Below are 24,615 nucleotides of genomic sequence, written 5' to 3'. Positions count from 1 at the left end.
CCATGCAAAGCAGCCCCTCCGAAGAACTCGACGGCCTCGTCGTACGCCTCGACGACCTCCGCTACCAATACGGCGGCCCCAACGTGCCGCCGGAAACGCCGCACGTCTTCATCTACTTCATCACCATCGAAAACAACTCCGACCGCACCGTCACCCTGCTCGGACGCAAGTGGATCATCCACGACGAGCTGGGTGAAACCCTCGTGGTCGAAGGCGACAAGATCGTTGGCGAAGAACCGGAGCTCGTGCCGGGCGAACACTTCTCCTACAACAGCTTCCACATCGGCTCCTGCAACGCCACCGCCCGCGGCAGCTTCCATGGCCAGGACGAGTACGGCCACAAGATCCACTGCCTCATACCGCCTTTCGACCTCACCATACCGGACGCCACCTGAACCGGCCGCGAGCGGGAACCGCTTGACCTCCTGATTCGCTCTCCGAAGATCGACCCTCCGCCGCCAAACACCTTCCACCGAAACTATGAACAACATCCTATTCGGCCTCGCCGATAAGCAATGGATCTGGGTCGCAACCGTCGTTTTCGCGTCGACCTTCGTTCTCGGCAGCTACTCCGCCCTCAAGCTCCGCCGCAAAACCGGGCGGCCCTACATCCTCGGACTTGTCACCTTCGGCTGGATCCTGCAAACCATCGGCCTCTACGCCCGCGGACTCCAATACGGAGGTTGCCCCCTCTCCAACCAGTTCGAACTGGTCCAGTTCATGGTCTGGTCCGCCATCGCCATCTACATCTTCGTCGGACCCGCCTTCCGCGTCAGCCTCCTCGGCGTCTTCACCTCCGGCTTCGCCTGCGTCTTCTCCATCCTCTCGCTGGTCTTCTCCCACTGGGACAACCCTAGCCGGGAGCCCATCTTCGGCGATTCCCCTTGGATCGAAACCCACGCGGCCCTCGCCCTCTTCAGCTACGGCGTATTCGGCGTCCTCACCCTGACCTCCGCCATGTACCTGCTGCAGAGCCGCAGCCTCAAAACCAAGAAGGTCGTCGGCGGCCTTTTTCCCTTCCTTCCCTCCATCGTCGAGCTCGTCCACATTAACCGCCGCCTGCTCATCATGGGCTTCGCCATCCTCACCGTGTCCTTGGCGATCGGATACAAGTACTTCATCGAGGACCTCGATTCCGTGCTCGCGGTAAAACTAGCCGCCACCATCGCCGTCTGGATCGCCTACGCCGTGACCCTAACCCTACGACAAAAGTTTGCCCTTTCCTCCAAGAAATTCGCTTGGGCCTGCATCGGAATATTCCTCGCCGCCCTGCTCTCGCTGGCCGCGGTCAACCGCAGCACCAAAACCACCAGCCCGCAAGCTGACCTAGCCCCAGCCCCGCCTGCAGAGGTCTCATGAGCCGTCAGCACGACTCCTTTACAGTCATCAGCATCAACCACGAAATCGCCCCCCTCGAGGTGCGCGAGCGCTATTCGCTGGACGACGCAAAAGTCGAGGCCCTCTACGCCCAGCTCCACGCGAACCCGCAGATCTCCGAGTCGCTGATCCTCAACACCTGCAACCGCTTCGAGCTCTACACCGAATGCGCCAGCGAGGCCAGCGAACGCTTCGTCCTGCAAGAGCTCGCCAAGTCCTACGGAGTCGAAATCGCCGAACTCGAGCAACACCTTCACCTGCGCTCCGGACGCGAGGCCGTGCAGCACCTCATCGAAGTCTCCGCCGGCCTCCGCTCTCAGATCACCGGAGAAGCGGAAATCTTCGGCCAAGTCAAAGCGGCCTACGCCGTGTCCCAAGACAACGGATACGCAGGTAAAACCATCAACCGCGTATTCCAAAAAGGCTTCCAGGCGGCCAAGCTGATCCGCAATTCGACCAGCGTAGGCGAAGGGCAAATCAATATCGCCAACGTCGCGGTCGACCTCGCGGGCAAGATCTTCGGCGAACTCAACTCCGCCGCCGCCCTTTCCCTCGGGACCGGCGAGATCGGAGAAAAGACCGTCAAGGCCCTGCGCAGCCGCGGAGCCAAGACCTTCGGCATCGCCAGCCGCAGCCAAGCCCGAGCCGAAGCAGTCGCCCAGGAATGGGGAGGCACCCCGCGACTCTTGCAAGACCTGGAAACGTATTTGCCGGAGTATGACATCGTCATTGCCTCCGTCGGCGCGGAAGAAGCCGTCATCACTCGCAAGATCGTCAAAAACTGCTTCGCCCGACGCAAGGGCCGCCCCCTCTTCCTCATCGACCTCGGCCTCCCCCGCAATATCGAGCAATGCTGCGAAGACTTCGACAACATCTTCCTCTACAATCTGGACGACCTCGCCACCATCGCCGACGAAAACCTCGCCCAGCGAAAGCAAGCCGTGGTCGACGCAACCGCCATCGCCGCCCAAAAGTCCGAGTTCATCTGGAACGCCATCCTCAAGCGCCGCGAGTACGAGCAAAAACAAGCGTAACGCGGACCGCCGACTTCGGGTATTGCTTAGTCAACAACGATAAGCACACTGCCCAACCATGTCCCTATTCTCCTTTCTCTTCCCCGCAAAACCAGAAGAAACCTCCACTTGGAGCCAAAGCCAGCAAGAGGCGCTCGTCGACTTGCTCTACCTTTCGATCTACGTCGATAACCACATTTCCCTCGTCGAAGAGAAAAAGGTGGAAGACGAGCTCAAGAACGCGAATTGGGGCGGCCCCGACTCCTCCGTGCTCTACGTCGAGTCCGCCATCAACCGCGCTCGCGACGCCAAAGGCAACGCCACCCTAAAGGCCGAATACCTCGCCAGCATCGCCGAACGCCTCGACGAAAAGAAGGTCACCGCCATCGATGCCCTCGACAACGTGCTCAAGTCGGACGGCACCGACACCAAGGAAGCCGCCTTCCTCAAGGAAGTCCGCTCCGCCTTCGAGCTCTAGCGCCCGCGTAGCGAAGGGGAATCTAGTTCCCCAGGATCCGGTTCGAATCGCTCAAGTAGATCCCCTTCAGGTTCATATCCAGAGCCTGCGGGTTCGGCGAATTCTTCATGCCGGTCTTCTTGCTGATCTTACCTTCCTTGATCAGGCGGGAGAGCTCCTTGTTGAAGGAGCGCGAACCGCTGTCCGCCGATACGTCCAGCAAGGTTCCCACCTTGTCGAAACGACCTTCCCGGATCGTCGTGCGCACCACCGAGTCGCCGATCAAAATCTCCTGAGCCGGCACGCGACCATCCCCTTCCAGGTTCGGCAAAAGCTTTTGCACGATGATACCACGTAAGGTTTCGGACAACTTACGCTGCACCAGCTGGTGCTGCTCCGCCGGGAAATACTCGAAAAGCCGCGTGATCGCCTGCTGGGCGCTGGCCGCGTGCAAGGTCGTGAAAACGAGGTGACCCGTTTCCGCCGCCGCCAGGGCCGTCTCGAAGGTCTCCTTGTCGCGCATTTCCCCGATCAAGATCATGTCCGGATTCTGACGCAAAACCGCCTTCAGGGCCTTCTGGAAACTCGGAGCGTCGATCCCCACCTCGCGCTGCTGGAAGACGGACTTCGAATCGATGAAGTTAAACTCGATCGGGTCCTCCAGCGTCACCACATGCTTGTCCATGTTGTGGTTGATCCAGTTCAAGAGGCAGGCCAAGGTCGTAGACTTGCCGGAGCCGGTGGCCCCGCAAACGAAGACGATACCGTCCTTCTTCTGGGCAAGGTTCAACAGAACGTCTTGATCCAGAGCAAGATCCTCGAAATTCGGAATCTTGCTCTTAATGTGGCGGAAGACGATGCTCACGGTGCCGCGCTGCAGGAACGCATTCACGCGGAAACGTCCCGCCCGCTCCAGGAAGTAGGCGAAGTCGACCTGCCCCTCCATCTCCCAATTCTCCTTGTAGTTGCTCGGCACGTTGTCGTCCACGAAAGCCAACACTGTTTCGCCGTCGATCGGCGGCATTTCCACCGGCTCGAGGTTGCCGTGCAAGCGGAGATATCCGGGCTTGTCGCTCTTGACCACGATGTCGGAAGCGCCGTTGTCCACAGCAAGATAGAGAAGTTCGTCGAAGATTTCAGATGCCATTTTTCGAAAGTGGGAATTGCGTTGGAGAAAAGGGCCTCGCCACAGGTATAGGGTTGACCGCCCTTATAAATCGGCTTGGAACTCGAATCCTTCACTTTCGAATTATGAGCGCACAAAAGTATACCGGATCAATGACCGCACTAGCGACCCCTTTCCTCGGAGACGGGTCTTTAGCCGAGGCCGATCTGAAAAAATTGGTCGAAGCCCAAATCCAGGCTGGAATCGACGCGCTCGTACCCGTGGGAACCACCGGCGAGTGCCCAACCCTGAGCCACGACGAGCACCAGCGCGTCGTCGAGCTCACCATCCAAACCGCAGCCGGACGCGTACCTGTGATCGCAGGCGCCGGCTCGAACGCTACCCGCGAAGCCGTTTCCCTCACAAAGTTCGCCCACGAAGCCGGAGCCTCCGGCTTCCTGCACGTAGCGCCCTACTACAACAAGCCGAGCCAAGAGGGACTCTTCCGCCATTTCTCCGCCATCGCCGAAGCCACCGACCGTCCGATCGTGCTCTACTCGATCCCCGGCCGCTGCGGCATCCAGATCGACGTGGCAACCGTCGAACGCCTCCTCTCCAAGTATCCACACGTCAACCACATCAAGGAAGCCGGCGGCAGCGTCGAGCGCGTGGACGACTTGAAGAAGGCCATGGGCGACGACCTCGTGGTCCTCAGCGGCGACGACAGCCTCACCTTGCCCTTCATCAGCGCCGGAGCCGAAGGCGTGATCTCGGTCGCCTCCAACGTGATCCCCGCAGAAGTCGTGGCTCTCGTCAGGGCTTCCCTCGCCGGCGACCTCAAGACCGCAAGCGCCTGGCACCAAAAGCTGAATCCGCTTTTCAAGAACCTCTTCATCGAACCCAATCCCGTGCCCGTAAAGGCATGCATGGTGAAGGCCGGCCTCTTCGAAACAGGGCGCGTACGCCTGCCGCTCTGTGAGCTGCAGCCCGAAAACAAGGAGCTCGTCCTCTCAATCTTCGATGCCTTGCAGGCAGAACTGACCGCTCAAGCGTAGGAACACACCATGTCACTCAAGATTTGCATCGTTGGCGCCAAGGGGCGCATGGGCCAAGCTATCGCTGAAGCGACCGAAGAAGCCGGACACACCGTCGTCGCTAAAGTCGATCAAGGCGACGACCTGCGCGCCGGCATGGAAGCCGCCGACGCGGTCATCGACTTTTCCTACCACACCGTCACGGAATCCGTTTTCAGCTTGGCAGCCGAACTCGGCAAGCCAGTCGTCTGCGGCACCACCGGCCACAGCCAGGAAGAACGCGCCAAGCTCCTCGAAATCGCCGCCAAGACGGCAACCGTTTGGGCCGGCAACTTCTCCATCGGCGTCAACCTGCTTTGCTACCTCGTAGAAAAGGCGGCCGACATCCTCCCCCTCGACTACAACGCCGAGATCGTGGAAATGCATCACCGCCTCAAGAAGGACGCACCCAGCGGTACCGCTCTCATGCTAGCCGACTCCGTACTGGAGCCGCGCGGGCTCAACCACGACGACCTGCGCCATGGACGCGAAGGCATCACCGGCGAGCGCACCCAGCGCGAAGTCGGCATGCACTCCCTGCGCGGCGGCGACGTGGTAGGCGACCACACCGTAATCTTTTCCGACGTCGGCGAGCGCGTTGAGCTCACCCATAAAGCCTCCAGCCGAGCCATCTTCGCTCGCGGAGCTGTACGGGCCGCAGCCTGGTCCGTGGGAAAGAAGCCCGGCATCTACGGCATACGCGAAGTCCTCGGCCTCGCTTAACGCACGCCTATGATCGTATCCATAGAGGGAATACTGGAGCGAGCTACGCCCCTTACCGCCATCATCAACGCGGGAGGGCTCGGCTACTTGGTAAACATTCCCGTTTCCACCGCAGCCAAGCTGCCCCCTAACGGGGAAAAGGTTAGGCTGCATACCCACGCGGTCTACCGCGAGGACTCCCAAGCCCTCTATGGATTCGCCAGCGAAGACGAGCGAAACTTCTTCCAGCTCCTCATCGAAAAGGTTTCGGGCGTCGGCCCGAAGGTCGGCATCAGCATGATGAGCAAGCTGGAACTGCCCTCGCTCCTCTCCGCCATCGGCAACGAAGACGCCGTGCTGCTGGCCAAGACACCCGGCATCGGCAAGAAAACCGCCGAGCGCGTCATCATCGAACTCAAGGACAAGCTTAGCTCCTTCGCCCACGCTTCGAGCTCTCCTGCCCTGCAAGGCATGGTCACCGACGCCAACGCAGCCGCCAAGGCCGGCGTCAACCACACCGACGACGCGGTCCTCGCCCTGCTCGCCCTTGGCTACAAGCAGAGCGACGCCACCAAGGCCGTCGGCAAAGCCGTCGACGCCCTCGGCCCCAACGCCTCAACCGAAGCTCTCATCAAAGCCGCCCTCGGATAAGGCGTTCTCTCGCCGCGCAGTAGGCGCAAAAAAAAACGCAGGCGTCTCAGCCTGCGTCTTAACGGCAACAGTGGATAGCTGCTGTCTTAAATGATTGGATACAACCTACGGCTTGGAAACTGCCTTCGTAGCCGCGGCTTTCCCGAAATCGTAGCGAACGTTTTCGCCTTCGCTGTCGAAAGCCGAGCCCACCGATTGAACCGTGAAGCTCGCGTCCGCAGCGTCCTTCAAGCTCAACTCCTCGTGAGCGAAAGTAGAGGTCTCGACCGCGTCGCCGAAGGTGAAGGATCGCTTCCTCCAGACATCCTCGATCTGCTTGTCCTGCACTACCGTGAAACTCGCGAACTTCACGTCCGCTTCGCTGCCGAAGTTGTGAGGCTTGCCGCCTTGGTCGAAGGCGCTGTCCAAATCGAAGGAAACCGGAACGAGGTTATCCCCCAACAGAACGGTGCGGCCGTTCAAGTCGTTCACGTCCATCACCCGCAGCGGCTCCGAAAAATCGGAGTTCACGCTATGGGAAGTCGGCGCAGCCATTGCCAACTCGCCGTCCAAGCCCTCGAGCATCGGAGAAAGGTTGCGGGCCGCCAGCAACAGCAAAGCCACCGCTGCCGCCATGCCTCCATAAGCGTAAACCCTCTGGCGCCACTGGCCGACCGGCTTGGGCTCCGAAAACTTGTCGCCGAGCTGGGAACACGCGTTGAAAAGCTGACAGTACTGGATGTAGATCCGGTGGTACTCTGGGTTAACGCGAATTTCCGCTAGAAGCTCCTCGGACTCCTCGGGAGACAACTCCTCGTCCAGGTGAAGGTTCAGGCGCTCGATGAAGCTCTGCTTGTTCATAAAAGTTCGTGTCCCATCTTCTCGCGAAGGCTTTCGCGAGCACGGGCGATTCTGCTTTTGACGGTTCCGATGCTGATTTGCAAGCGATCCGCAATTTCTTCGTAGGTGAGATTCTTGACATTTCGCATGACCAAGGCTTCACGATGCTTCTCGTTGAGAAGCTTCATGGCAGCGGCCACCCGATCCTTGAACTCGTTCGTGATAGCGATGTCCTCCGGCGACTCCACGTCCGCAGGAAAAACCTCCGCCAGAGTCGTGGACGACTCCGAAGCGATCGGCTGATCGAAGGAGATCGATTTGTCCCGCTTGCGGCGCCACCAGTACCAGTAGCGGTTGCGGGCGAGATTCGTCGCGATCTGGTAGAGCCAGGTCGAAAAGCTCGAGTCCCCGCGAAAGTTCTCCAAACCGCGATGGGCTCGGATAAACGCGTCTTGGGTAACCTCTTCCGCGTCTTGGGTATTACGCAGGAGCTTGTGAACCATCGCATAAATGCGATCCCAGTATCGAGAAACCATTTCTTCGAAGGCCGATTCGTCTCCGGCCTTGAAACGCGCTACCAGCGCTTTGTCTAAGGCGACTTCTTGAGCTTTAGTTGACATAGCAGTTGTCGCTTTGGGACGTTCTTGACCAGCAATTGTTCCCATTTTTTCCCTTTCTTCCAATTTTTATTACACCCTCCTTTACAGGAACTTAACGTCCCTGACCACTGTCCCTCAGCGGATCGGAGGAAACATCCCACGTTTTTAAATTTTGATCCAATTTCGAGCCGCTCGCGGATTTGGAGCGAACGGACTCGTTCTGAAAGACATATACGCGCAAACGGCGCGCTCGGTTGCTCTAATTAAGAGACAAAAACCTAGCTGCGGACGAGTTCCACCGCAACTCCGGAAACTTGTAAATTAGGACTTGCCATCCCCCGAAGCACATCCTGTATTCCCCACCTTCCGAACGCCCACTGGGCGCTGATGGGTCGATAGCTCAATCGGTAGAGCAGTTGCCTTTTAAGCAATTGGTTCTGGGTTCGAGTCCCAGTCGGCCTACCAAAAAGCCCCTGCAAGTCGCTGACTTGCAGGGGCTTTTTTGCGTACCGACACCTTCGCCCCCTCCAGCAGCCCCCCGCGACCCAAGAAGCGGAAATTGCCCCGCCTAGCGAGCCTGGAAGCGCCAGATCCCGGATCCGACCGACACCGTCTGGCGTGTTGCCTTCCGCTCCCCTACTTCGACGCCCTCAGCCTCCCGCAGAGCGACACCATTTACCGAAACGATCCCCGCTCCGGCCAACGGCAAATCGACGCTTGCCTCACAGTTCGCCGGCACGGATAGGGCTAGCTCGAAAGTCTCCCCCTCCTTCCTCCAACGAAGCTCGATGGGCCCTCGTACGCCCTCGAAACGCGCTTCCGCCCACTCGATTCCCTCGATCGGCTGTGGCTTCACGCGAACCTTCCTGAAACCCGCTTGGGCTTCGTCGGGCCCGATCCCCGCCAAACCCGCGTAGAACCACTCCATAATGTGTCCAAGCATGAAGTGGTTGTGCGAAGAATGCCGGTCCGCATCCCAGGCTTCGGTCAGACTCGTCGCCCCCTTCGCCAGCTGCATTCCGTATCCCGGGCGATCCGACTGGTGGTGCATGTCGAAAATCACATCCGAACGCCCGGCCTTGGAAAGGGCCAGAAGTAGATAGCGGTGCCCCACGTCCCCAGCCGTGAATCCGTTTCCTCGTGCCCGAATATCGGATACGATCGTCTCCATCACCGAGGTCTCGTACCCCTCCGGAACCAAGCCGAGCACATAGGCCATCGCGTTGCCGGCCTGGCTGCTGGCTCCATAGTTGCCCGCTTCCTGGTCGAAGTGGGCCTGATTGAAGGCAACTTTAATTTCCGAGGCCAACGCCTCCAAACTCTTCGTCTCCTCCTCCTTTCCGAGCAATCGGACGATCTTCGCCAAGGTCGCGACATCCTCATAGTAGATTGCCGAGGCCGAGAGCGAAATAGGCGTCAACTGCGAAAATCCAGGCCGCCCGGGTCCAAGATCGTACCAGTCGCCCAGTCCGTGGCTCAGCAACCTTCCCGCAGCCTTGCTCCCCAAATACGAGACGTAAGCTCGCATCGAATCGTAATGCTCCTGGAAAACGCTCAAGTCACCCGTCCATAAATACTGTTGCCAGGAAGCCAGGATCAACGCGCTTCCCCATTCGGGAGAATCGCGAAACGCTCCGTCAAAGGTTATAAACTCTGGGGAAACGTTCGGGACCAAGCCTGCCTCCGTTTGGGAATCCACCATATCCCCGAAGCTCTTGCGAAATAGGCTGTTCACATCGAACTCGTAGCGCAGCGAAGGACCGTTCAGGTGGTACTGTTCCATCCACCCCAAGCGCTCCCGATGCGGACAATCCGTCAAGACGCTCACCATGTTGCTTCGCTGGGCCCAACGGATCAGGCTTCGCGTCCGATTGAACAAGTCGCTGGAACAAGCGAAATGGCCAACCTGTTCGGAACTGGAATGCGTCACCACACTCTCAATACGCACTAGCTCCGGAAGGCTCCCTCCAGGAACGGCGCCAACCCGCTCCACCTGCAAATAGCGGGCTCCGTGATAAAAGAACTCGGGACGCCAGCCCTCAAGCTTTCCCTGTCCTCCCAAGGTATATTGCCAGTACGCGTCTTTCCCGCCGTGGGCAGACGAGCCTCGGTATACGCTCCCATCCTCGCGCAGCAATTCGCCAGGGATCAAGCGGACCGCCGAGCCAGCTTCGCCTTTCACTTGAATCTCTGGCATCAGGGACGCGTTTTGACCGAAGTCATAGACCGACACGCCTTCCTTCAATTCAACCACCGCCACAGGCTTGAGCGTCTCATGCCCTGACAGCGGTGGAGCTGCGTGGGAAGCGCCTCTCAATCTACCCTTCGGAGCTGCAGCAAACGAAACTGCCTCCCAGGAATCTCCCGCAAATCCGAGCGAGGACCACCCCGCTTCGTCCAGTCGGGCATCGAAATCTTCGCCTCCATAAATATGGCTGTAAACCGTGGGACCTACGCTGCATCTCCAATTCTCGTCCGTAACCAACTCCTGCATCGAACCGTCTTCGTATTCGATACTCAACGACACGATCGCCTTCAAAGGGCGAAAGCGACCTACAAACTTGGTGTATCGACCTTCCGGATGCGAAACGCTGTACATGCCGCTCGCGAGCTCGATACCGATCGCGTTCGGTCCGCTGTTTAGAAAAGCGCTAACCTCCCGCGTATCGTAAAGCACCGTTTCATCCGTATCCGTCCAACCAGGACTCAAACGCTCTTGTCCCACGCGGCGGCCGTTGATATGCAAGACGTACTGACCCAGTCCGGTAAGGTGCATCAACGCCCGCCTGACGCCGCCTCGCGCCTCGAACTCGCGACGCAATCGAATCGTCTTCGTTCCCAGCGTATTGCTTCCCGGAACGCCTTTCCCATCCACTAGGGCCGACGCTGACCAAAGGCCTTCCTCCTTGCTGTCGCTGGCGCTTACCTTTGCCCCCAAGGCGACATTCCTGCCACCGCTACGAATCTCGATCTGACTGAGAGCCAAGCAAATCTCACCGTCGAGCTCCCGCAATTTCGGCACGTCCATCCGAAAGTAACGCGCCAACTGAGGTTCCTCCAACTCGAAACGATGCTGGGTGAACCACTTGTTGGTGTGAGGCGGCAGCGTGTAGTCGGCTACCAAATACGGTTCCGAGAACGCTGCATCCTCCGAGAGCGCCACCTTGAACTCGGTTGGAAAACCAAGCCGTTCCGCAACCGTATGCCGCAAGGCGTGCAATACGACCTCATCCACCGCATACGCTTTACCGAGATCGATTTCGATCCATTTTGGCGTATCCACCGATTCCGCGCTCCGCGAACGATACCCTAAATGGTCTCGCTTCTCTTCCAGCCATCTTGGGTGCGTCACCCATTTCGCTTCGCCCCAAGCCTCGCCGTCGAGTGCGCCCGAGGTCCAAGTAGCAGCAGTTGCCCAATCCGTAGCCAAGCCTGCATCGTCCCACACCTTCACCGACCAATAAACCTGCTGCCCGGAATCCAGAGCTTCCCCTTCATAGCCTATCCCATACTGTTCGTTTGAGAAAACCTTTCCGCTATCCCACAGATCCGCTTTGCCCGGTTCCAGCGACGCCCTATCCGAAGCGACCAAAATGCGATACGCCCGCTGCTTCACGTTGCGGCGACGGCTCTCCAGCTTCCAGGAAAGCCGAGGCGCGACCGAATCAATTCCCAAAGGATCAACCCGATCATCCGTGCGCAAATCGTATATGCTCAGGTCAACGCTTCGTGGCTGCAGTCGATCGAGCGCTCTCCCCACGGCTTCCGCAGACCGCAGCGCCCCTACCGGAACGCGATGGGCCTCGTTAAACACGCGTAACCGATCAGGCGTTTCGACGACGATTCCCGCTTCCTCAATCTCCCCGCCTCCGTTCAGAATCGCCGAAAGGTCCAAACCGAACGCTTCAGCAAAAAACGGATACATCGCTTTCCGCTTATTCGGACCATAGTTATGCCCTTCGTCGGGAAGGTGCACATTCGACACCTGTTCCTGCGCCCCATAGAGCGAATAGATGCGCTGAAGAAATGGATACTCGACCTCTGGCGTATTCTTCGTCCAGTCTCCGCCGTCGGAAATGAGGATCTGCGACTTAGGGGCAGCCATGGCAGCGATCATCGCATTGCTCGCAAAATGCTCCTCGCTGCGGTGCACCGGCCTTCCGCTCTCGCAGGGGCAGCCTCCAAAGAAATAGGACGAGACCATGGCAACCGGCGCCGTCGCTGCCACGCGATCGTCGACTCCCGACAACAAGAAGGCTTGGGTTCCACCTCCCGAATAACCGGTTACGCCCAAACGTGTGGAATCGACCTCCGGCAATGACTCCAAAAAGTCCAAGGCCCGAATCGCATTCCAAAGTTGGATACGCATCGCCACTTCGCTACCATGGGCGTCCACGCCGACTTGCGGAATCCCGTCCGCATAGGCAAACATATCGATGCTAAAGACGACTGCCCCCATCTTGGCTAGAGCCGCGGCCCGAATCTGGTTTTGTTCATGGAAGCGACCGTACCGAGCCCATTGCTCCGGCCGTTCAACGCGCCCTGCATGGCCATGCGTATTCAATATCCCTGGCACCTTTACTTGTGGATTCAGCGGGCGAAAGAGATTACCTGTCGCCCAAAAGCCTGGAACCGTTTCGATCGCAACATTCTCGACGCTGTATCCATCGTACTCACGACGTGAGTGAATCATCGGCTGGAGCGCCGTTCGCCGCGGCAAGGGATCGAGCCCCGCCCCTTGCAAAATCTTACGCCTCACCAAATCCCGATACGCATCCCATTTCTCCCGCGTATCGAACTCCTTCGCTGCCGCCGACAACACCGCAGCTCCCATCGTTTCGGTCAAATAAGACCGCTGGCACAACTGGGACTCGTTGGGTTCCGGGAATCCATCCGGCAACCAGTCCAAATCTGCCGCCAACAACCGTAGCGCTCCACAAAAAACAAGGACAGAGCACAGACACGCCAGTCGCAAGGTATTGGAAACTAATCGATCCATAAATCCACCACCATCAAATTAAGCCCGCCTCAATAGGCACAGGAAAAGACATACCGCCCCGACCCGATCGAATAAACGGGGAAATCGCCCTCCATTCGCAATAGCCTGAGCTCGACATCCGCCGACACGCTCGAAAGCTCGCGCGTCGGCAAGACAACCTCCGCGGTCGCATTCACGGGGACCTCCACCTCTAGGCGAAAAGCATCATCCGCGCGGGTCCATGCCACCGCTATCTTCCCATGTCGCGATTGATAGCTTCCCTTGCACCACTCCAAATCGCCTACCGGATTGGGAGCGATGCGTATCCGGTCAAATCCTACAGATCCCTCTGCGTTGTCGATTCCCAACAGGTAGCGATAGTACCACTCCGTCACTTGTCCCAACATAAAGTGGTTGTTGGAACTGGTCGGACTGGCGAACCACGATTCAGTCAAAGCCGTGGCTCCCTGATCCAAGACATAAGCGTAACCTGGAGCTGAGTCCCTGCTAATGATCCTGTAAACGGCCTCCTGCTCGCCGAGTTCGGAGAGCGCCAATAGCAAGTAGCGAAACCCTACGTCGCCCGCCGTCATCGCATAATCGCGCTTTTCCAAATCCTCCAGAAGCGCCTTACGAATTCCCTCTCGACTTCCTTCCGGAGCAATCCCCAGCACCCAAGGCAAGGCGTTCGCGCACTGGGACTCCGGATCGTAGCACTGTCGCGTCTCGTCGAAAAAGGCAGCGTTATAATCCTCGCGAATCTTTTCCGCCTTTCTCGCATAGTCCCTAGCCGACTTCCTATCGCCCAAGACCTCTGCCATCTGCGAAAGCGCTTTCGCATCATAGAAATAAAAAGCGGTCGCCGTGCGAGGAGGGAGCGTCAACTCGGATCGGCTAACATTGGCCGGACCGATGTCATACCAATCGCCAAGGCCTTCCGACAGGATCCCATCCTCGTCCACCTTGCTCTGCAGGTAAGCGAAATAGCGCTCCATTTTATCCCAGTGCGTTTCGATCAAGCGCTTGTCACCAAGAAACTGATACTGCTGCCACGCCACGAGAATATAGGCTGCGCCCCACTCTGCCGCTGCCCGAAAGGTATTCTTGAATTTCACGTACTCGGGAGCGATATTCGGAACCAATCCCTCTTCCGTCTGAGCATCCGCCATATCGGCCATGCCTTTCGTGTACATGCGAGCCATATCGAACTCGTAGCGGATCGCAGGCCCGTTCAAATGATATTGTTCCAGCCAACCGAGCTTTTCTCGATGCGGACAGTCGGTTAGCACCGATACCATGTTCGAACGCTGAGCCCAACGCACCAAATCCCGGATACGATTCAACAAAGGATCCGAAGTCTCGAATTCTCCCGTAACCGCGGCGATGGAGTGAACAACCTCGCTCTTCAATTCCTCGATAACGGGTAGGGCTTCAGCCCCCACCGCCGGAAAAGCCTGGGTCTGCAAATAGCGATAACCTTGGTAATAAAACTGCGGCCTCCACTCCTCTACCTCGTCCGTCGCCTTGGTATATTCCCACCAGGCGCTGCCGCGATGCATCCCGCCCATACTGGCCCGCGTGATGCGCCCATCTGGATACAAAACCTCGCCAGGAATGAGACGTACCTTGCTGCCTGCCGGCCCGGAAATTCGCAACCGCGGAAAGTAGGACGCGTTTTGCCCGAAATCGTATAGGACAGCTCCCTCACCGCTCAGGGTTCGCGTTTCAAGCGGATCGCGCGTTTCGATGACCTCGATCGTCTCGCTGCTCCCCGTGAAGCCCTTCAACTGATTGTAGCCGCCTTCCATCGGCACCGCCGCCAGCCAGCCTTCGCCTGAAAAACGGGGCTGGCTCCAACCGGGCTCGAACAGCCGCGCGTCATAGTCCTCGCCCGAATAGATGTTCGAAAAGGTAATCGGCCCTGCTTTCGCCTGCCAGCTTGGGTCGCTCAACAACCAATCCACCGACCCATCGCTGTATTCAAAACGCAATTGCAGGACCGCCTTTTGCTTCCCGAAGGACCCAACAAATTTGGAGAAACGCCCCGGCACCCGCTCCACGTGGTACATTCCATTACCCAGAGAGATTCCAATTGCGTTTTCCCCCTCCTGCAAAAGCTCGGTAACATCCCGCGTATCGTAAAGAATCGTTTCCTCGTAATCCGTCCAGCCGGGCGACAACACATCGTCGCCAGACTTCCGGCCATTCACAAAAAGCTCGTACTGGCCCAGCCCCGTCACGAAAGCGAAAGCTCGCTCCAGTCCCGGCTTCAGTTCGAACTCCCGCCGCAGCAAGGTGTTCGGTACCCGTTCCGGATGCCCTATCCACTGCGCCTGCCACTCGTCCCCTGAAAGCAAACCAGTCGTCCAACGCGAGGCATCGCTCCAGCCAGAAACCTCCTCTGCCTGGTCCCAGGCCCGAACTTTCCAAAAGACGGTCTGGCCACTCGACAAAGGCTTTCCTCGGTACTCGATTTGAGAGCTGCCCCGCTCCGCAACACGGCCGCTGTCCCACAAGTCCGCCTTTCCTGGCTCGAGCATTTCCAAGCACGAAGCTACCAGAACCTGGTAGGCGGACTGCTGCAAGCCACGCCCTTGGCCCTCTAAAGCCCAGGAGAGACGGGGGCGTTGCGTATCGACTCCCATCGGCTCGATTCCGTATTCACATTTCAAGGAAACCGGATCGAGCTTGGCCCCCGCAAAGTGGCAAGCCCCCAGGAAGCAAGCGGACGCAATGAACGTTAGGAAAGATTGCCTTCGGTAACGCATCTGCAGGCTATAGCTTTTCTGCGTCGAGGACGACGTGCTTTATCAACTTACGATCCCACGTATAGGTCACGTGAATACGTCCGTCCTTGCCTTGAATAATCGCAGGATACGCGTACCCAGCACCACGCGGCTCCGTTTCTAACGTCAACACGTGCGTCCAATTCACGCCATCCGTGGAAACCGCCAAATCGATCGGGTAGCGCACTCCCTTCCCCGGTCGCTCGGGAGGACCAGAAGTGCGGTTGTAGATAAGCAAGTGACGACCGTCCGCCAAAGTCACCGCGTCCGTCCCCGATCCGGTATTGGGCAAGGAAGACGCGCGCGTCGGCGTCCAGCTCTCGCCGTTGTCATAGGACCAGGAGGTGGATAGATAACCTTGCTTGGTACGGCAAAGCACCTGCAGCACTCCGTCTCCATGATCGAGAACGCTTCCTTGGATCGAGTCAAACTCCTCGCCGTGCGTGCCGGGGTGGATGGGACCGATCATTTCCCAGGTCTTGCCTTGGTCGCGGGAACGTTCGAAATGGGCCCGCCATCCGTCGTAGGTCGCCTCCGTGCTGGATGGCGCCAGCCAATCTCCGTTGGAGAGCACTACCGGCTTGTTCTTAATCGGCCCCAACAGCTCTCCCTCCAGGCGAACCTCTTCGCTCCAGGATTTGCCTCCATTCTTCGAGGTGCGATACAAGCCCCACCACTCGCGCGGGTTGGGCCCAATCTTATAGAACAGATAGATCGGTCCCCCCTCCGGCTGGAACAAAACGGGATTCCACGAGGGCAGCCGACTGCCGTCTTCCTGTACCCCGTTCGCAACTTCAACCGCATCCTGCCACTCGCCGTTCTCGAAACGGGCGACCCATATGCCGACATCCGGATTGCGTTCCTTGGTTCCACCAAACCAAGTCGCCAGCAACTTCCCCTTGCCGAGGTCGATGATCGAAGAAGCATGGCATTCCTTATAGGTCTTGCTTTCGTTGATGAACTGCGAGGAAAGGACCGCTGGGTGATCGATCACCGCTTCCGCTTCCGCCGCGATGGCTGGATCTTTCGCGGTTGGGACCAAACGGAACGAGCCCTTGTATTCAGACTTTTCGTTCACCGGGATATTCCACTCTTCGCGTTCAGCTGGACCGTTTTTCACCCAGGAGCCCGCCACTTGCGACAGGAGGTGCAGCTTGCTGCCTTCACCGTAGACTCCGTCGAGGCGGAAAGCTGGCATCTGGTCGGCGTAAAAGCCGATGCCGTCGCCAAAGGCGATTCGCGCCCAATCGATACCAGTCTTGTGTCCGCGCGCTTCCTTGCTGAAGACCGGAGCGATCCACTGACCGAAGCGGGCCGCCGCCGTTTTGCCAGGAGTCGTATCCAAGATTCCAAGACCTTGCCACTCCACGTTAGCTGGCTCGTCTACGAGCTTGAGCGATACTCCGATTTCCGGGATCCAATCGTGATCCATCCGTGGACGCGCCGCGTAGGAAAGCTCCAGCACACCGTTCTCGTCGATCTCATAGCGGTAGTCGACCTCCACTGCGTTCTTCTCGTCGTAGCGATGCTCAACCGCAGTAAGCACAGAGACGCCATTAGCGCTTTTTTCGACCTTCCAGGACAGGGCCTTGGCTTCCAAATCGCTCATATAGGATTCCCATGGATACCCATCCTTGCGCTTGTCCAAGCGATTACGCTCCGCAAAAGTAGCCTCTCGCCAAACCGTGAAGCTGGAATCTTCCACCACTTGCATTCCCTCAACTTCGATAGAATCGATAATTCCTTTCGAACGATCGAAAGCGTAGCGTACCGTATCGTTGGATACGATTAACTCGCCAGCATTCTCGGAAACCGCAAGCGGGCCCGCAGCTGCAATCGCATGGTCGACGGCTGGGCTTTCGCCGCCCAGCCGTACACCGTATTCCGCCATCTCGCTGCCGTTCTCCCGCAACACCTTGATCACGGCGTAGTAGGCGCCGGGCCTCTCCAAGTCCACCGAAGCCGCTGGGAGCTTCAGGTCAACCGTGCGGTGCGGCTCCGCTTCTAAGGTAGCCGTTCCGCTCTCCAGCTTTTGATTCTCCCGATAGATTGCCCAATCAAAGCGGACCGTGGAGAGATCCAAAAAGTCGAAACCATTGTTTACCGGGATACGATAGACCGAATCCCCGACTGCGACGCTAGCTGATTCGACCAGGACCTGCACCGGCGCATAAACCGCCTTCGCCTCGAAGTAGTCGCGCTGCGGCAAGCGGTCCGCATCGACGATACCGTCCGAACCATAATTCCCGTGCGAATCGAGAATCTTCTTTTCGCCGCGTCCAACGTACTTGTCCAGGACCAGCTCTCCGCCGGTACGGCTGTATTTGTCCTTGTCCTTCATTGGATCCGCGACCTCCCGGTCTCCCACTTCCCGCAAAAGCCCCTCGTTCGCCCAAAGCCAAATCATGGCTCCCGCGCCGGCTCCATGCTGGGTGAGAGCTTTCCAACGCTGTTCCATTTCCCCGAAGTCGTTGGGTCCGATCGCGTGTGTGTACTCAGTGGATACGATGGGGCGACGCGCTTCGCTTGCCAGCTTGTCGTAGGCTTCCGCCGTCCAGTAGTGAGGAGCGAGGATATCGACTTCCTCCGGCAAGTCCTGCGAATGACGGAAGGGCATGAGCACGGGACGGGTATCGTCGAGCCCCTTGATGGCTTTCAAACCGGTGAGGTGCAGCGCTGAAAACGGATCTTCGTTACCAAAGTCCCAAATAATGACAGAGGGACGATTGCGGTCCCGCTCTATCGTCTCATGGATGCGCAAGTAAGAGCCTGCCGCGAAGATAGGATTGCCCATGCGATCGCCCCCAAACCCGAGGGGGATCTCGTCCAGCAAATAGAGCCCGTATTCGTCGCACAAGCGCACGAAGCCTTCCGCATGCGGATAATGAGCCATGCGCACCGTATTGATATTGGCCGCCTTCATGAGCTCGATGTCGCGTATCCAATGTTCGCGAGTAGTCGCCCGTCCCACATCGGGCCAAAGGTCGTGACTGGCCACGCCGCGTAGCTTCACCGCTTGCCCGTTTATCCTCAGGATGCCGCCGTCCGTGGAAACCTCGCGAAATCCGATGCGATCGTTCCAGCTATCCTTCACCTCGCCGTCTTGCACGACCTCAACCTTCAACTGGTAAAGGTTCGGCGTTTCCGCCGTCCAGAGAGCGGGCTTATCTACTAACAGCGACAAACTCACTTGGCGGCCGTTGTGCCGTCCCATCACCGAGGCTTCGTAGCTTTTGCGGAGCACAACCTCGCCCTCTAGCGTGGATAAAGTCGCTACCACATCGAAGGGAGGCCCGGGCGCGAAGTAGTCGCCCTTGTCGTTGCGCTGCACAAAGACATCGAGATTGAGATCCGCATCGATGAACAGATCGTCCAAATCGGTTTCCACTTGCACACGCTCGATGAATAGAGCCTTGGGCTTGTAATCGATGTAGACGCTCCGATAGATCCCCGCCAGGGCCCAATCGTCGTTGGCATCGAACTTGAAGAGTTCGCCCTCGATCTGCTGGCGTACCCGTACCGCAATTACATTCTCTTCTCCGGCTTTCAGCTTGTTGCTGATATCGTAGGAAAACGCAGTGAAACCGCTGTCATGCCGGCCCATACCTTCTCCATTCACCCAAACTTCCGTGGAAACCCAAGCCCCGTCGAATTTCAGAAAAGCCCGTAGTTCGCTCACGTTTTCAGGAGCGACGAATGTCTTGAAATAGAAGCCTTCCGCTTCGCTGCCATTTACCCACGAGGGATCCTCGTAGCCTAGCATGCTCCAATGCGAGGGAACCTTTATCGTATCCCAATCGCTGTAGTCGTAGCCTTCCTCGAAAAACCAGCGGTAGGCATCCGCTTCCTTCTTGTCCGCAGCAAACTTGAATTTCCAATCTCCGTCCAATGACAGCCTATCGGGAACATCCACTGCTCCACTCACGCTCTGAGTGACGCTCGCAAGGACTACTCCCATTGCAGCCGCCCAACGGCGACCTCTTGCTAGAAATCTCTTTGTATTCATAATCTAAATCCTCTTTGCCTTAGTTCTTAAAATAGGTTTCGAGCGCCACGCCGGCTCGAATGAAGGGACCAACCCCTTTCAGATCGTTGAAAATAACGGGCTCGCTCAAATAGTAGTCGAAGGAGCCATCCCTCGTGTCGCTCAAGCCCGCTACGCGACAGCATTGGGCCAGTTGCAGCTCCCCGGAGTCGACGTCCAAAAGTTCTCTTTGGATCCCCTCCCAACCTTTGCGAATTACCGCGTCATAGCGTCCGCGCTCCAGGTATCCCTGATTCACCGCCTTGGCCAAGGTGAAAACAAACATACTCGAAGCCGTACCTTCGAGGTAATTCCCTTCCCGATTCGGAAGATCCGTCACCTGCCACCAAAGCCCCGTATCCACATCCTGGTACAAAACAACGCCCTCTGCCCAACGTTCAAGGATTTCGGTCAATCGGGCGCGTCCCTTGTGAGATTCGGGCAAGTAATCGAGAACATCCACCAATCCCATCCCGTACCAACCAATGGAGCGGGACCAGAAGTTTGCCGAAAGTCCAGTCTCTGGATTAGCCCAAGGCTGCTGCCGCTTTTCGTCCCAAGCGTGGTAGTGCAGCTTCGCTCTTTCATCGTAAGCGTATTGGTCCATCAGGACAAACTGCTGCACCACCTCGTCAAAGGCTCCCGCATCATCGAAGACACTCGCATACTGGGCCAGGAAAGGAGCTCCCATGAAGAGCCCATCCAACCACATTTGCCACGGATACTTCTCCTTGTGCCAAAAGCCGCCCTCGCTGGTTCTCGGTTGCTTGCTTAGCTGTACCCGCAAGGTCGCGATGGGCTTCTGATAAACCGAGTCACCAGAAATTCCATACAAGTCGAGCATGGCGCTTCCGGGCTTCACCATGTCGATGTTATACTTTTCTAGCTCGTAACCGCGAATGCGGCCATCTTCTAACAGGTTGGGACGAATGATTTCCTCCGCATAGTCGAGCCACTTTCCGTCCCCGCTCGCTCGAAACAGCTCCACGTTGGCAACCGCCAACATGCCCAGCCCATAATCCCAAGCAGAGTAGACCGTCTTCCCCGCTGGCACCCAGGTCTTGAAGCGCTCCGAAGTGGAATCCATCATCCATTGCGACAATTCCAGCGGCGACTTTCCCCCAGCGTAAGCCGCCCCCTTTCTCAAGGAGCGCCCGAAACAAGCTGACTCCCCTGCCTTCAGCTTTACGTCCACGACGCGATTGCCGTAACGCAAACGGGCTTCACCACCCTTTTCGCTCCGTATGGCCAGGCTCTTCAATACTCCATCCTGCCACTCGATATCCAGCTCGAAACCGCCCCGGGCTCTTACCCCGCGTATCGAGCCCGTCTTCCAACTCGAAGGCAATGCGGGCAACAATACGATTTCCCGACGCTTTTCCTTCGCCGAAGCGTAATCGTGGCTCTGCACGAGCATCTCGCAAACGCCCGCAGTTGCAGCAAAGTTGCCGTCGATCTGGAAAGGCGGATGCGCGTCAAACAAGTTTGGATACACGCCTCCTCCGCCTTTTCCTCCATGTCCGGGATCGACGAGGTTCAATTGATTGTGGATGATCTTCAGGGCGTGATCTCCATCCTGCAGACGAGCCCAAAGGTTAATCTTCCAACCGAGCGACCACCCCGTTCCTCCGTCGCCACGCATCTCAAGCGATTTTTTGGAGGCATCCAGCAAGTCCGGCGTACGCGTATTAATCTCCCGGCCGGGAAAGACGCCCCAGAGGTGGGATACGTGACGATGACGGTTATCCGGATCGTCAACGTCCTCCATCCATTCCTGCAGTTGGCCTAAACGTCCGATTCGGTTGGGAGCGATTCTGGCTGCCAAGGCATCCAGCTCCCGCGCAAAGTCGGCATCCGTATCCAAAATCTCCGCCGCACGCGAAACCGCATCGAACAGGCTGCGAATGATCTGATGGTCCATCGTCGGCCCCATCACCAGACCTCCGTGCTCGGGAGAATTCGAAGGTCCGCTGATCAAGTATCCGCTATTTGGATCCTCGTAGAGATAATCGACGAAAAACTCCGCCGCCTCCTTCATGATCGGATAAGCCCGCTCCTTCAGAAACGTTTCGTCACCCGTAAACAAATACCGCTCCCAAAGGTGGTAACAAAGCCAGGCTCCGCCCGTCGGCCAAATACCGTGGTTGGAATTATTTATGGGCGCCGTGCCCCTCCAGAGATCCGTATTGTGATGCAGCACCCAGCCGTCCGCGTCGTAGTGAGTCTTAGCCGTCTTGCGACCGCTTATCACCAGATCGTCGATCATATCGAAGAAGGGTTCCGCTGTTTCGCTCAGATTCGCTACTTCTGCAGGCCAGTAGTTCATCTCCGCATTGATGTTCATCGTGTACTTGCTTCCCCAGGGCGGACGCACCTGGTCGTTCCATATCCCTTGCAAGTTCGCCGCTTGCGATCCGGGACGGCTACTTGAAATCAAGAGGTAGCGCCCGTAGTTGAAAAGCAATGCCACCAAACCTGGATCTTGCGAGCGATCCTCCGCTCGCAGCCGATCGTAAGTACTTAGCCCGCTATTCGCCGTCGTGCCGAGATCGATCGACATCCGATCGAAGAGCGACGAAAAATCTTCCCTGTGGTCAGCGAGCAAAACAGCGTAGTCCTTCGTTAAAGCCGACTTCACCCGTTCGTCCACTCGAGCCACCGGGTCGCCAGAAATGTCCTGAAAGTTAACAAAGGAAGTCGCTCCGCTTAAGATCAAGGTTGCCGCATCAGCTTGACGAATCTCGAGCTGCTTTCCCTTGCGCCTGATCTTGCCGCCTTCCAGCAGCACGGTCACCTTACTCGCGAAGCGCAATCCATTATCCGGATACAACTCGCGGAAGTAGGCGGATTGCTCTTCGCTCATGCGCTCATTGGTCAGGTCGTCCACTTGCCCGGTGAGCAGAAGGCTATCTTTTCCGACCGCCTCGATCTGGCTATCGGGATGCTCAGTCGCGAAGCGTAGCGTGAAGTTCAAAGCCTTCGCCTGGCTCGCGCTCAGCCGTTGCACGATCACTTGATCGGGATAGCTGGAGAAGGTTTCGCGCTTGTATTCAACGTTTCCTACCTGGTAGCGAACCCGTGCGATACCCTCCGAAAGATCGAGCTCTCGGCGATAGTCCGTAGCGGCTTCGTGACCGGGGAAAACAAGAAACAAATCCCCCATGGGCTGGTACCACTTCTGACGCAGGGGCACGCTCATGAAGCGCTCGTTAGCCAACTCCTCCGCTTCGTCCTGCTTCCCCTCTTCCAGCAAGCGTCTCAAAGTCGGCAGTACTTCCGACGCGCCCTCGTGCTGGTACTCGTGGGGATTGCCGTTCCACAGCGTATCCTCGTTGAACTGCAGGTGTTCCTCTGCCAAGCCGCCGTAGATCATGGCACCCAGGCTACCATTACCCACGGGCAAGGCCTCCGTCCAATGAACCGCAGGCTCGTTATACCAAAGGCTTTCCTCCGCTCCCTGCCCGCTTGCCCAAGTGGACAGCACCAACAGAGAGCTAACGCTAAGTTCCCTTAATCCAATCATCATTTCAAAGTCTTCTTTCCAATCAACAGGCTCACCAAACCGCCCACCAAGAGAATGGTAGCGGTGCCAAACACTATTATTAAGTTACTGTGGAACGGGCTCTGGACGCCTTCTGGCAACAAGCCTTCTCGCAAGGACAGCGACATCCAAACGATCAACAACACGCCCACGGAAACGCCGGCAACCGCTGCCGCGTTCTTGGCCTGGCGCGCGATCATGCCAAACAGGAAAAGTCCCAGCGTGCCGCCCCCGAAGATCCCGGCCAAACTCCACCACGCATCCAAAGCGCTCTTTACCTGGGTCATGGCCAAAGCCATACCCGTCCCCAGAATTCCCCACACGATGGTGGTCCCATGCAGGAAACGCATGCTGGAAGCCTCGTCCGCCTCCGGATTCCTGAATCGCTTGTAGTAGTCGTTGAGCACGATGGTGGCCGACGAATTCAAGCTGGTGGAAACCGTACTCATCGCAGCCGCGAAGACCGCCGCGATCAGCAGTCCCGTCACCCCGCTGGGCAAGGCCGCTACAATGAAGTGCGGAAACACCTTGTCCGCGTGCTGGGGATCGAAATAAGCCGCGGGCAACAAATCCGGAAACGCTTTGTAGTAAGCGAACAAGGCCGTGCCCAAGAAAAAGAAGATCGCGGAAACCGGCAAATACGTCGCCCCGCCCACCCAAAGGCTCTTACGCGCTTCCGCGTCGGACTTGGACGCCACGTAGCGCTGCACGTAGTTCTGGTCGATGCCAAAATTCTGCAGGTTGATCACCAAGCCGTAAACCAGCACCACCCAAAAGGACGACTCCGTTAAGCTGAAGCCATAGTCGCCCAGGCTGAACTTCTCCGACTCCCCTGCCACTGCGAACAACTCTCCCACTCCCCCCGGCAGCGAGAAAACCATGATCGCTCCGCAAACGAGGGCTCCAACGATCAAAATAATCGTTTGAATCGCATCGGTCCAAATCACGGCCACCAAACCGCCGAGGAAGGTGTAAGCCGTAACGCAAATCCCCGTACCAATGATGATGTAATGAATATCCCAGCCTAGAAGGACGTTCAGCGGAAGCGCCATCAAATACATGACCGTTCCCATGCGAGCCATTTGCGTAAGCAGATAACAACTACTCGCATAGGTACGCGCCCACACACCGAAGCGTTCCTCCAGATGCTCGTAAGCCGACACGGATGTACTGTTGCGATAGAAAGGCAGAAACCAACGAATCGCGATCAGCGTCGCCAAGGGTAAGCTCAAACTGAATACAAAGGAATTCCAGTCAGCCGCATACGCCTTTCCGGGAATCGCCAAAAAGCTGATACTGCTAACGTAGGTGCCCAAAATGGACAAGCCAGTCAACCACCCGGGAAGACTGCGATTGGCCGCCGTGAAGCCTTCCACGCTGGAACTCTTCTTGCGAAAGCCATAACCGACGCCGAGGATGGCGACGAAGTAAACGGCGAGAACCGCGACGTCTAGACTGCTAAATTGCGAATGCATGGGGTACTGGGGCGA

Annotated in this window: 15 protein-coding genes and 1 tRNA gene; 8 read left to right on the top strand and 8 right to left on the bottom strand. The window is 57.7% G+C overall.

Annotated features, from left to right (window positions below; translation table 11 throughout):
* Nucleotides 1-2: 2 nt before the first annotated feature.
* From QEH57_RS02075 to QEH57_RS02060, 4 genes are all read left to right on the top strand, one after another.
* Nucleotides 3-395, top strand: a complete 393-nt coding sequence (locus tag QEH57_RS02075; RefSeq protein WP_309005008.1) for an ApaG domain — start codon at nucleotides 3-5, stop codon at nucleotides 393-395.
* 85 nt (nucleotides 396-480) lie between these two features.
* Nucleotides 481-1,359, top strand: coding sequence for a cytochrome c biogenesis protein CcsA (gene ccsA / locus QEH57_RS02070; protein ID WP_309005007.1), 879 nt, complete (start codon nucleotides 481-483; stop codon nucleotides 1,357-1,359).
* On the top strand, nucleotides 1,356-2,411 hold the full coding sequence (gene hemA / locus QEH57_RS02065) for a glutamyl-tRNA reductase (protein WP_309005006.1): 1,056 nt from the start codon (nucleotides 1,356-1,358) through the stop codon (nucleotides 2,409-2,411). Before ccsA ends, hemA begins: the two co-directional genes overlap by 4 nt.
* 58 nt (nucleotides 2,412-2,469) lie before the next feature.
* Nucleotides 2,470-2,868: a hypothetical protein gene (locus tag QEH57_RS02060; protein WP_309005005.1), complete on the top strand. Its 399-nt coding sequence runs from the start codon at nucleotides 2,470-2,472 to the stop codon at nucleotides 2,866-2,868.
* A gap of 22 nt (nucleotides 2,869-2,890) precedes the next feature.
* Here the strand turns inward: QEH57_RS02060 and QEH57_RS02055 are convergent, their stop codons facing one another.
* Nucleotides 2,891-3,994 carry a PilT/PilU family type 4a pilus ATPase gene (locus tag QEH57_RS02055; RefSeq protein WP_309005004.1) on the bottom strand — a complete coding sequence of 368 codons (1,104 nt, stop codon included), beginning with the start codon at nucleotides 3,992-3,994 and terminating at the stop codon, nucleotides 2,891-2,893.
* Nucleotides 3,995-4,125: 131 nt separating this feature from the next.
* Between QEH57_RS02055 and dapA the strand changes: the two genes are divergently transcribed.
* Genes dapA through ruvA form a run of 3 tightly spaced genes read left to right on the top strand, consistent with a single transcriptional unit; the run spans nucleotide 4,126 to nucleotide 6,378 of the window.
* Nucleotides 4,126-5,007, top strand: coding sequence for a 4-hydroxy-tetrahydrodipicolinate synthase (gene dapA / locus QEH57_RS02050; protein ID WP_309005003.1), 882 nt, complete (start codon nucleotides 4,126-4,128; stop codon nucleotides 5,005-5,007).
* A gap of 9 nt (nucleotides 5,008-5,016) precedes the next feature.
* Nucleotides 5,017-5,748 (top strand): 4-hydroxy-tetrahydrodipicolinate reductase, encoded by a 732-nt coding sequence (gene dapB / locus QEH57_RS02045; protein WP_309005002.1) that lies wholly within the window; start codon nucleotides 5,017-5,019, stop codon nucleotides 5,746-5,748.
* Nucleotides 5,749-5,757: 9 nt separating this feature from the next.
* Nucleotides 5,758-6,378 (top strand): Holliday junction branch migration protein RuvA, encoded by a 621-nt coding sequence (gene ruvA / locus QEH57_RS02040; RefSeq protein ID WP_309005001.1) that lies wholly within the window; start codon nucleotides 5,758-5,760, stop codon nucleotides 6,376-6,378.
* A gap of 105 nt (nucleotides 6,379-6,483) precedes the next feature.
* Here the strand turns inward: ruvA and QEH57_RS02035 are convergent, their stop codons facing one another.
* Both QEH57_RS02035 and QEH57_RS02030 read right to left on the bottom strand, forming a co-directional pair.
* The gene (locus tag QEH57_RS02035) at nucleotides 6,484-7,218 is read right to left on the bottom strand and encodes a hypothetical protein (RefSeq protein ID WP_309005000.1); all 735 of its coding nucleotides are present in this window, start codon (nucleotides 7,216-7,218) and stop codon (nucleotides 6,484-6,486) included.
* A complete protein-coding gene (locus QEH57_RS02030) occupies nucleotides 7,215-7,817 on the bottom strand; it encodes a sigma-70 family RNA polymerase sigma factor (protein ID WP_309004999.1) in 603 nt (200 codons plus the stop codon). Before QEH57_RS02030 ends, QEH57_RS02035 begins: the two co-directional genes overlap by 4 nt.
* 368 nt (nucleotides 7,818-8,185) lie before the next feature.
* Here QEH57_RS02030 and QEH57_RS02025 point away from each other — a divergent pair.
* A tRNA-Lys gene (locus tag QEH57_RS02025) sits at nucleotides 8,186-8,261 on the top strand.
* A 103-nt stretch (nucleotides 8,262-8,364) separates the two neighbouring features.
* Here the strand turns inward: QEH57_RS02025 and QEH57_RS02020 are convergent.
* The 5 genes from QEH57_RS02020 to QEH57_RS02000 all read right to left on the bottom strand — a co-directional run bounded on the left by QEH57_RS02020 (nucleotide 8,365) and on the right by QEH57_RS02000 (nucleotide 24,600).
* A complete protein-coding gene (locus QEH57_RS02020) occupies nucleotides 8,365-12,717 on the bottom strand; it encodes a family 78 glycoside hydrolase catalytic domain (RefSeq protein WP_309004998.1) in 4,353 nt (1,450 codons plus the stop codon).
* Nucleotides 12,718-12,824: 107 nt separating this feature from the next.
* A complete protein-coding gene (locus QEH57_RS02015) occupies nucleotides 12,825-15,446 on the bottom strand; it encodes a family 78 glycoside hydrolase catalytic domain (RefSeq protein WP_309004997.1) in 2,622 nt (873 codons plus the stop codon).
* 103 nt (nucleotides 15,447-15,549) lie between these two features.
* Entirely contained in the window at nucleotides 15,550-19,566 is a 4,017-nt protein-coding gene (locus QEH57_RS02010) for an exo-alpha-sialidase (protein ID WP_309004996.1), read from the bottom strand.
* 19 nt (nucleotides 19,567-19,585) lie between these two features.
* Nucleotides 19,586-23,110: a glycoside hydrolase family 88 protein gene (locus QEH57_RS02005; RefSeq protein WP_309004995.1), complete on the bottom strand. Its 3,525-nt coding sequence runs from the start codon at nucleotides 23,108-23,110 to the stop codon at nucleotides 19,586-19,588.
* On the bottom strand, nucleotides 23,107-24,600 hold the full coding sequence (locus tag QEH57_RS02000) for a sodium:solute symporter (RefSeq protein ID WP_309004994.1): 1,494 nt from the start codon (nucleotides 24,598-24,600) through the stop codon (nucleotides 23,107-23,109). The genes QEH57_RS02005 and QEH57_RS02000 overlap by 4 nt, the downstream gene beginning before the upstream one ends.
* Nucleotides 24,601-24,615: the final 15 nt, after the last annotated feature.

The organism is Pelagicoccus sp. SDUM812005, from assembly GCF_031127875.1.
GTDB lineage: Bacteria > Verrucomicrobiota > Verrucomicrobiia > Opitutales > Opitutaceae > Pelagicoccus.
This window is presented reverse-complemented; position numbering and strand designations above follow the sequence as displayed.

Coding starts and splice junctions, on each gene's coding strand:
- QEH57_RS02075 (WP_309005008.1), top strand. CDS start 3: ATGCAAAGCAGCCCCTCCGAAGAACTCGACGGCCTCGTCGTACGCCTC.
- dapA (WP_309005003.1), top strand. CDS start 4,126: ATGACCGCACTAGCGACCCCTTTCCTCGGAGACGGGTCTTTAGCCGAG.
- QEH57_RS02010 (WP_309004996.1), bottom strand. CDS start 19,566: ATGAATACAAAGAGATTTCTAGCAAGAGGTCGCCGTTGGGCGGCTGCA.
- QEH57_RS02035 (WP_309005000.1), bottom strand. CDS start 7,218: ATGAACAAGCAGAGCTTCATCGAGCGCCTGAACCTTCACCTGGACGAG.
- ruvA (WP_309005001.1), top strand. CDS start 5,758: ATGATCGTATCCATAGAGGGAATACTGGAGCGAGCTACGCCCCTTACC.
- QEH57_RS02000 (WP_309004994.1), bottom strand. CDS start 24,600: ATGCATTCGCAATTTAGCAGTCTAGACGTCGCGGTTCTCGCCGTTTAC.
- ccsA (WP_309005007.1), top strand. CDS start 481: ATGAACAACATCCTATTCGGCCTCGCCGATAAGCAATGGATCTGGGTC.
- dapB (WP_309005002.1), top strand. CDS start 5,017: ATGTCACTCAAGATTTGCATCGTTGGCGCCAAGGGGCGCATGGGCCAA.
- QEH57_RS02055 (WP_309005004.1), bottom strand. CDS start 3,994: ATGGCATCTGAAATCTTCGACGAACTTCTCTATCTTGCTGTGGACAAC.
- QEH57_RS02030 (WP_309004999.1), bottom strand. CDS start 7,817: ATGTCAACTAAAGCTCAAGAAGTCGCCTTAGACAAAGCGCTGGTAGCG.
- hemA (WP_309005006.1), top strand. CDS start 1,356: ATGAGCCGTCAGCACGACTCCTTTACAGTCATCAGCATCAACCACGAA.
- QEH57_RS02060 (WP_309005005.1), top strand. CDS start 2,470: ATGTCCCTATTCTCCTTTCTCTTCCCCGCAAAACCAGAAGAAACCTCC.
- QEH57_RS02005 (WP_309004995.1), bottom strand. CDS start 23,110: ATGATGATTGGATTAAGGGAACTTAGCGTTAGCTCTCTGTTGGTGCTG.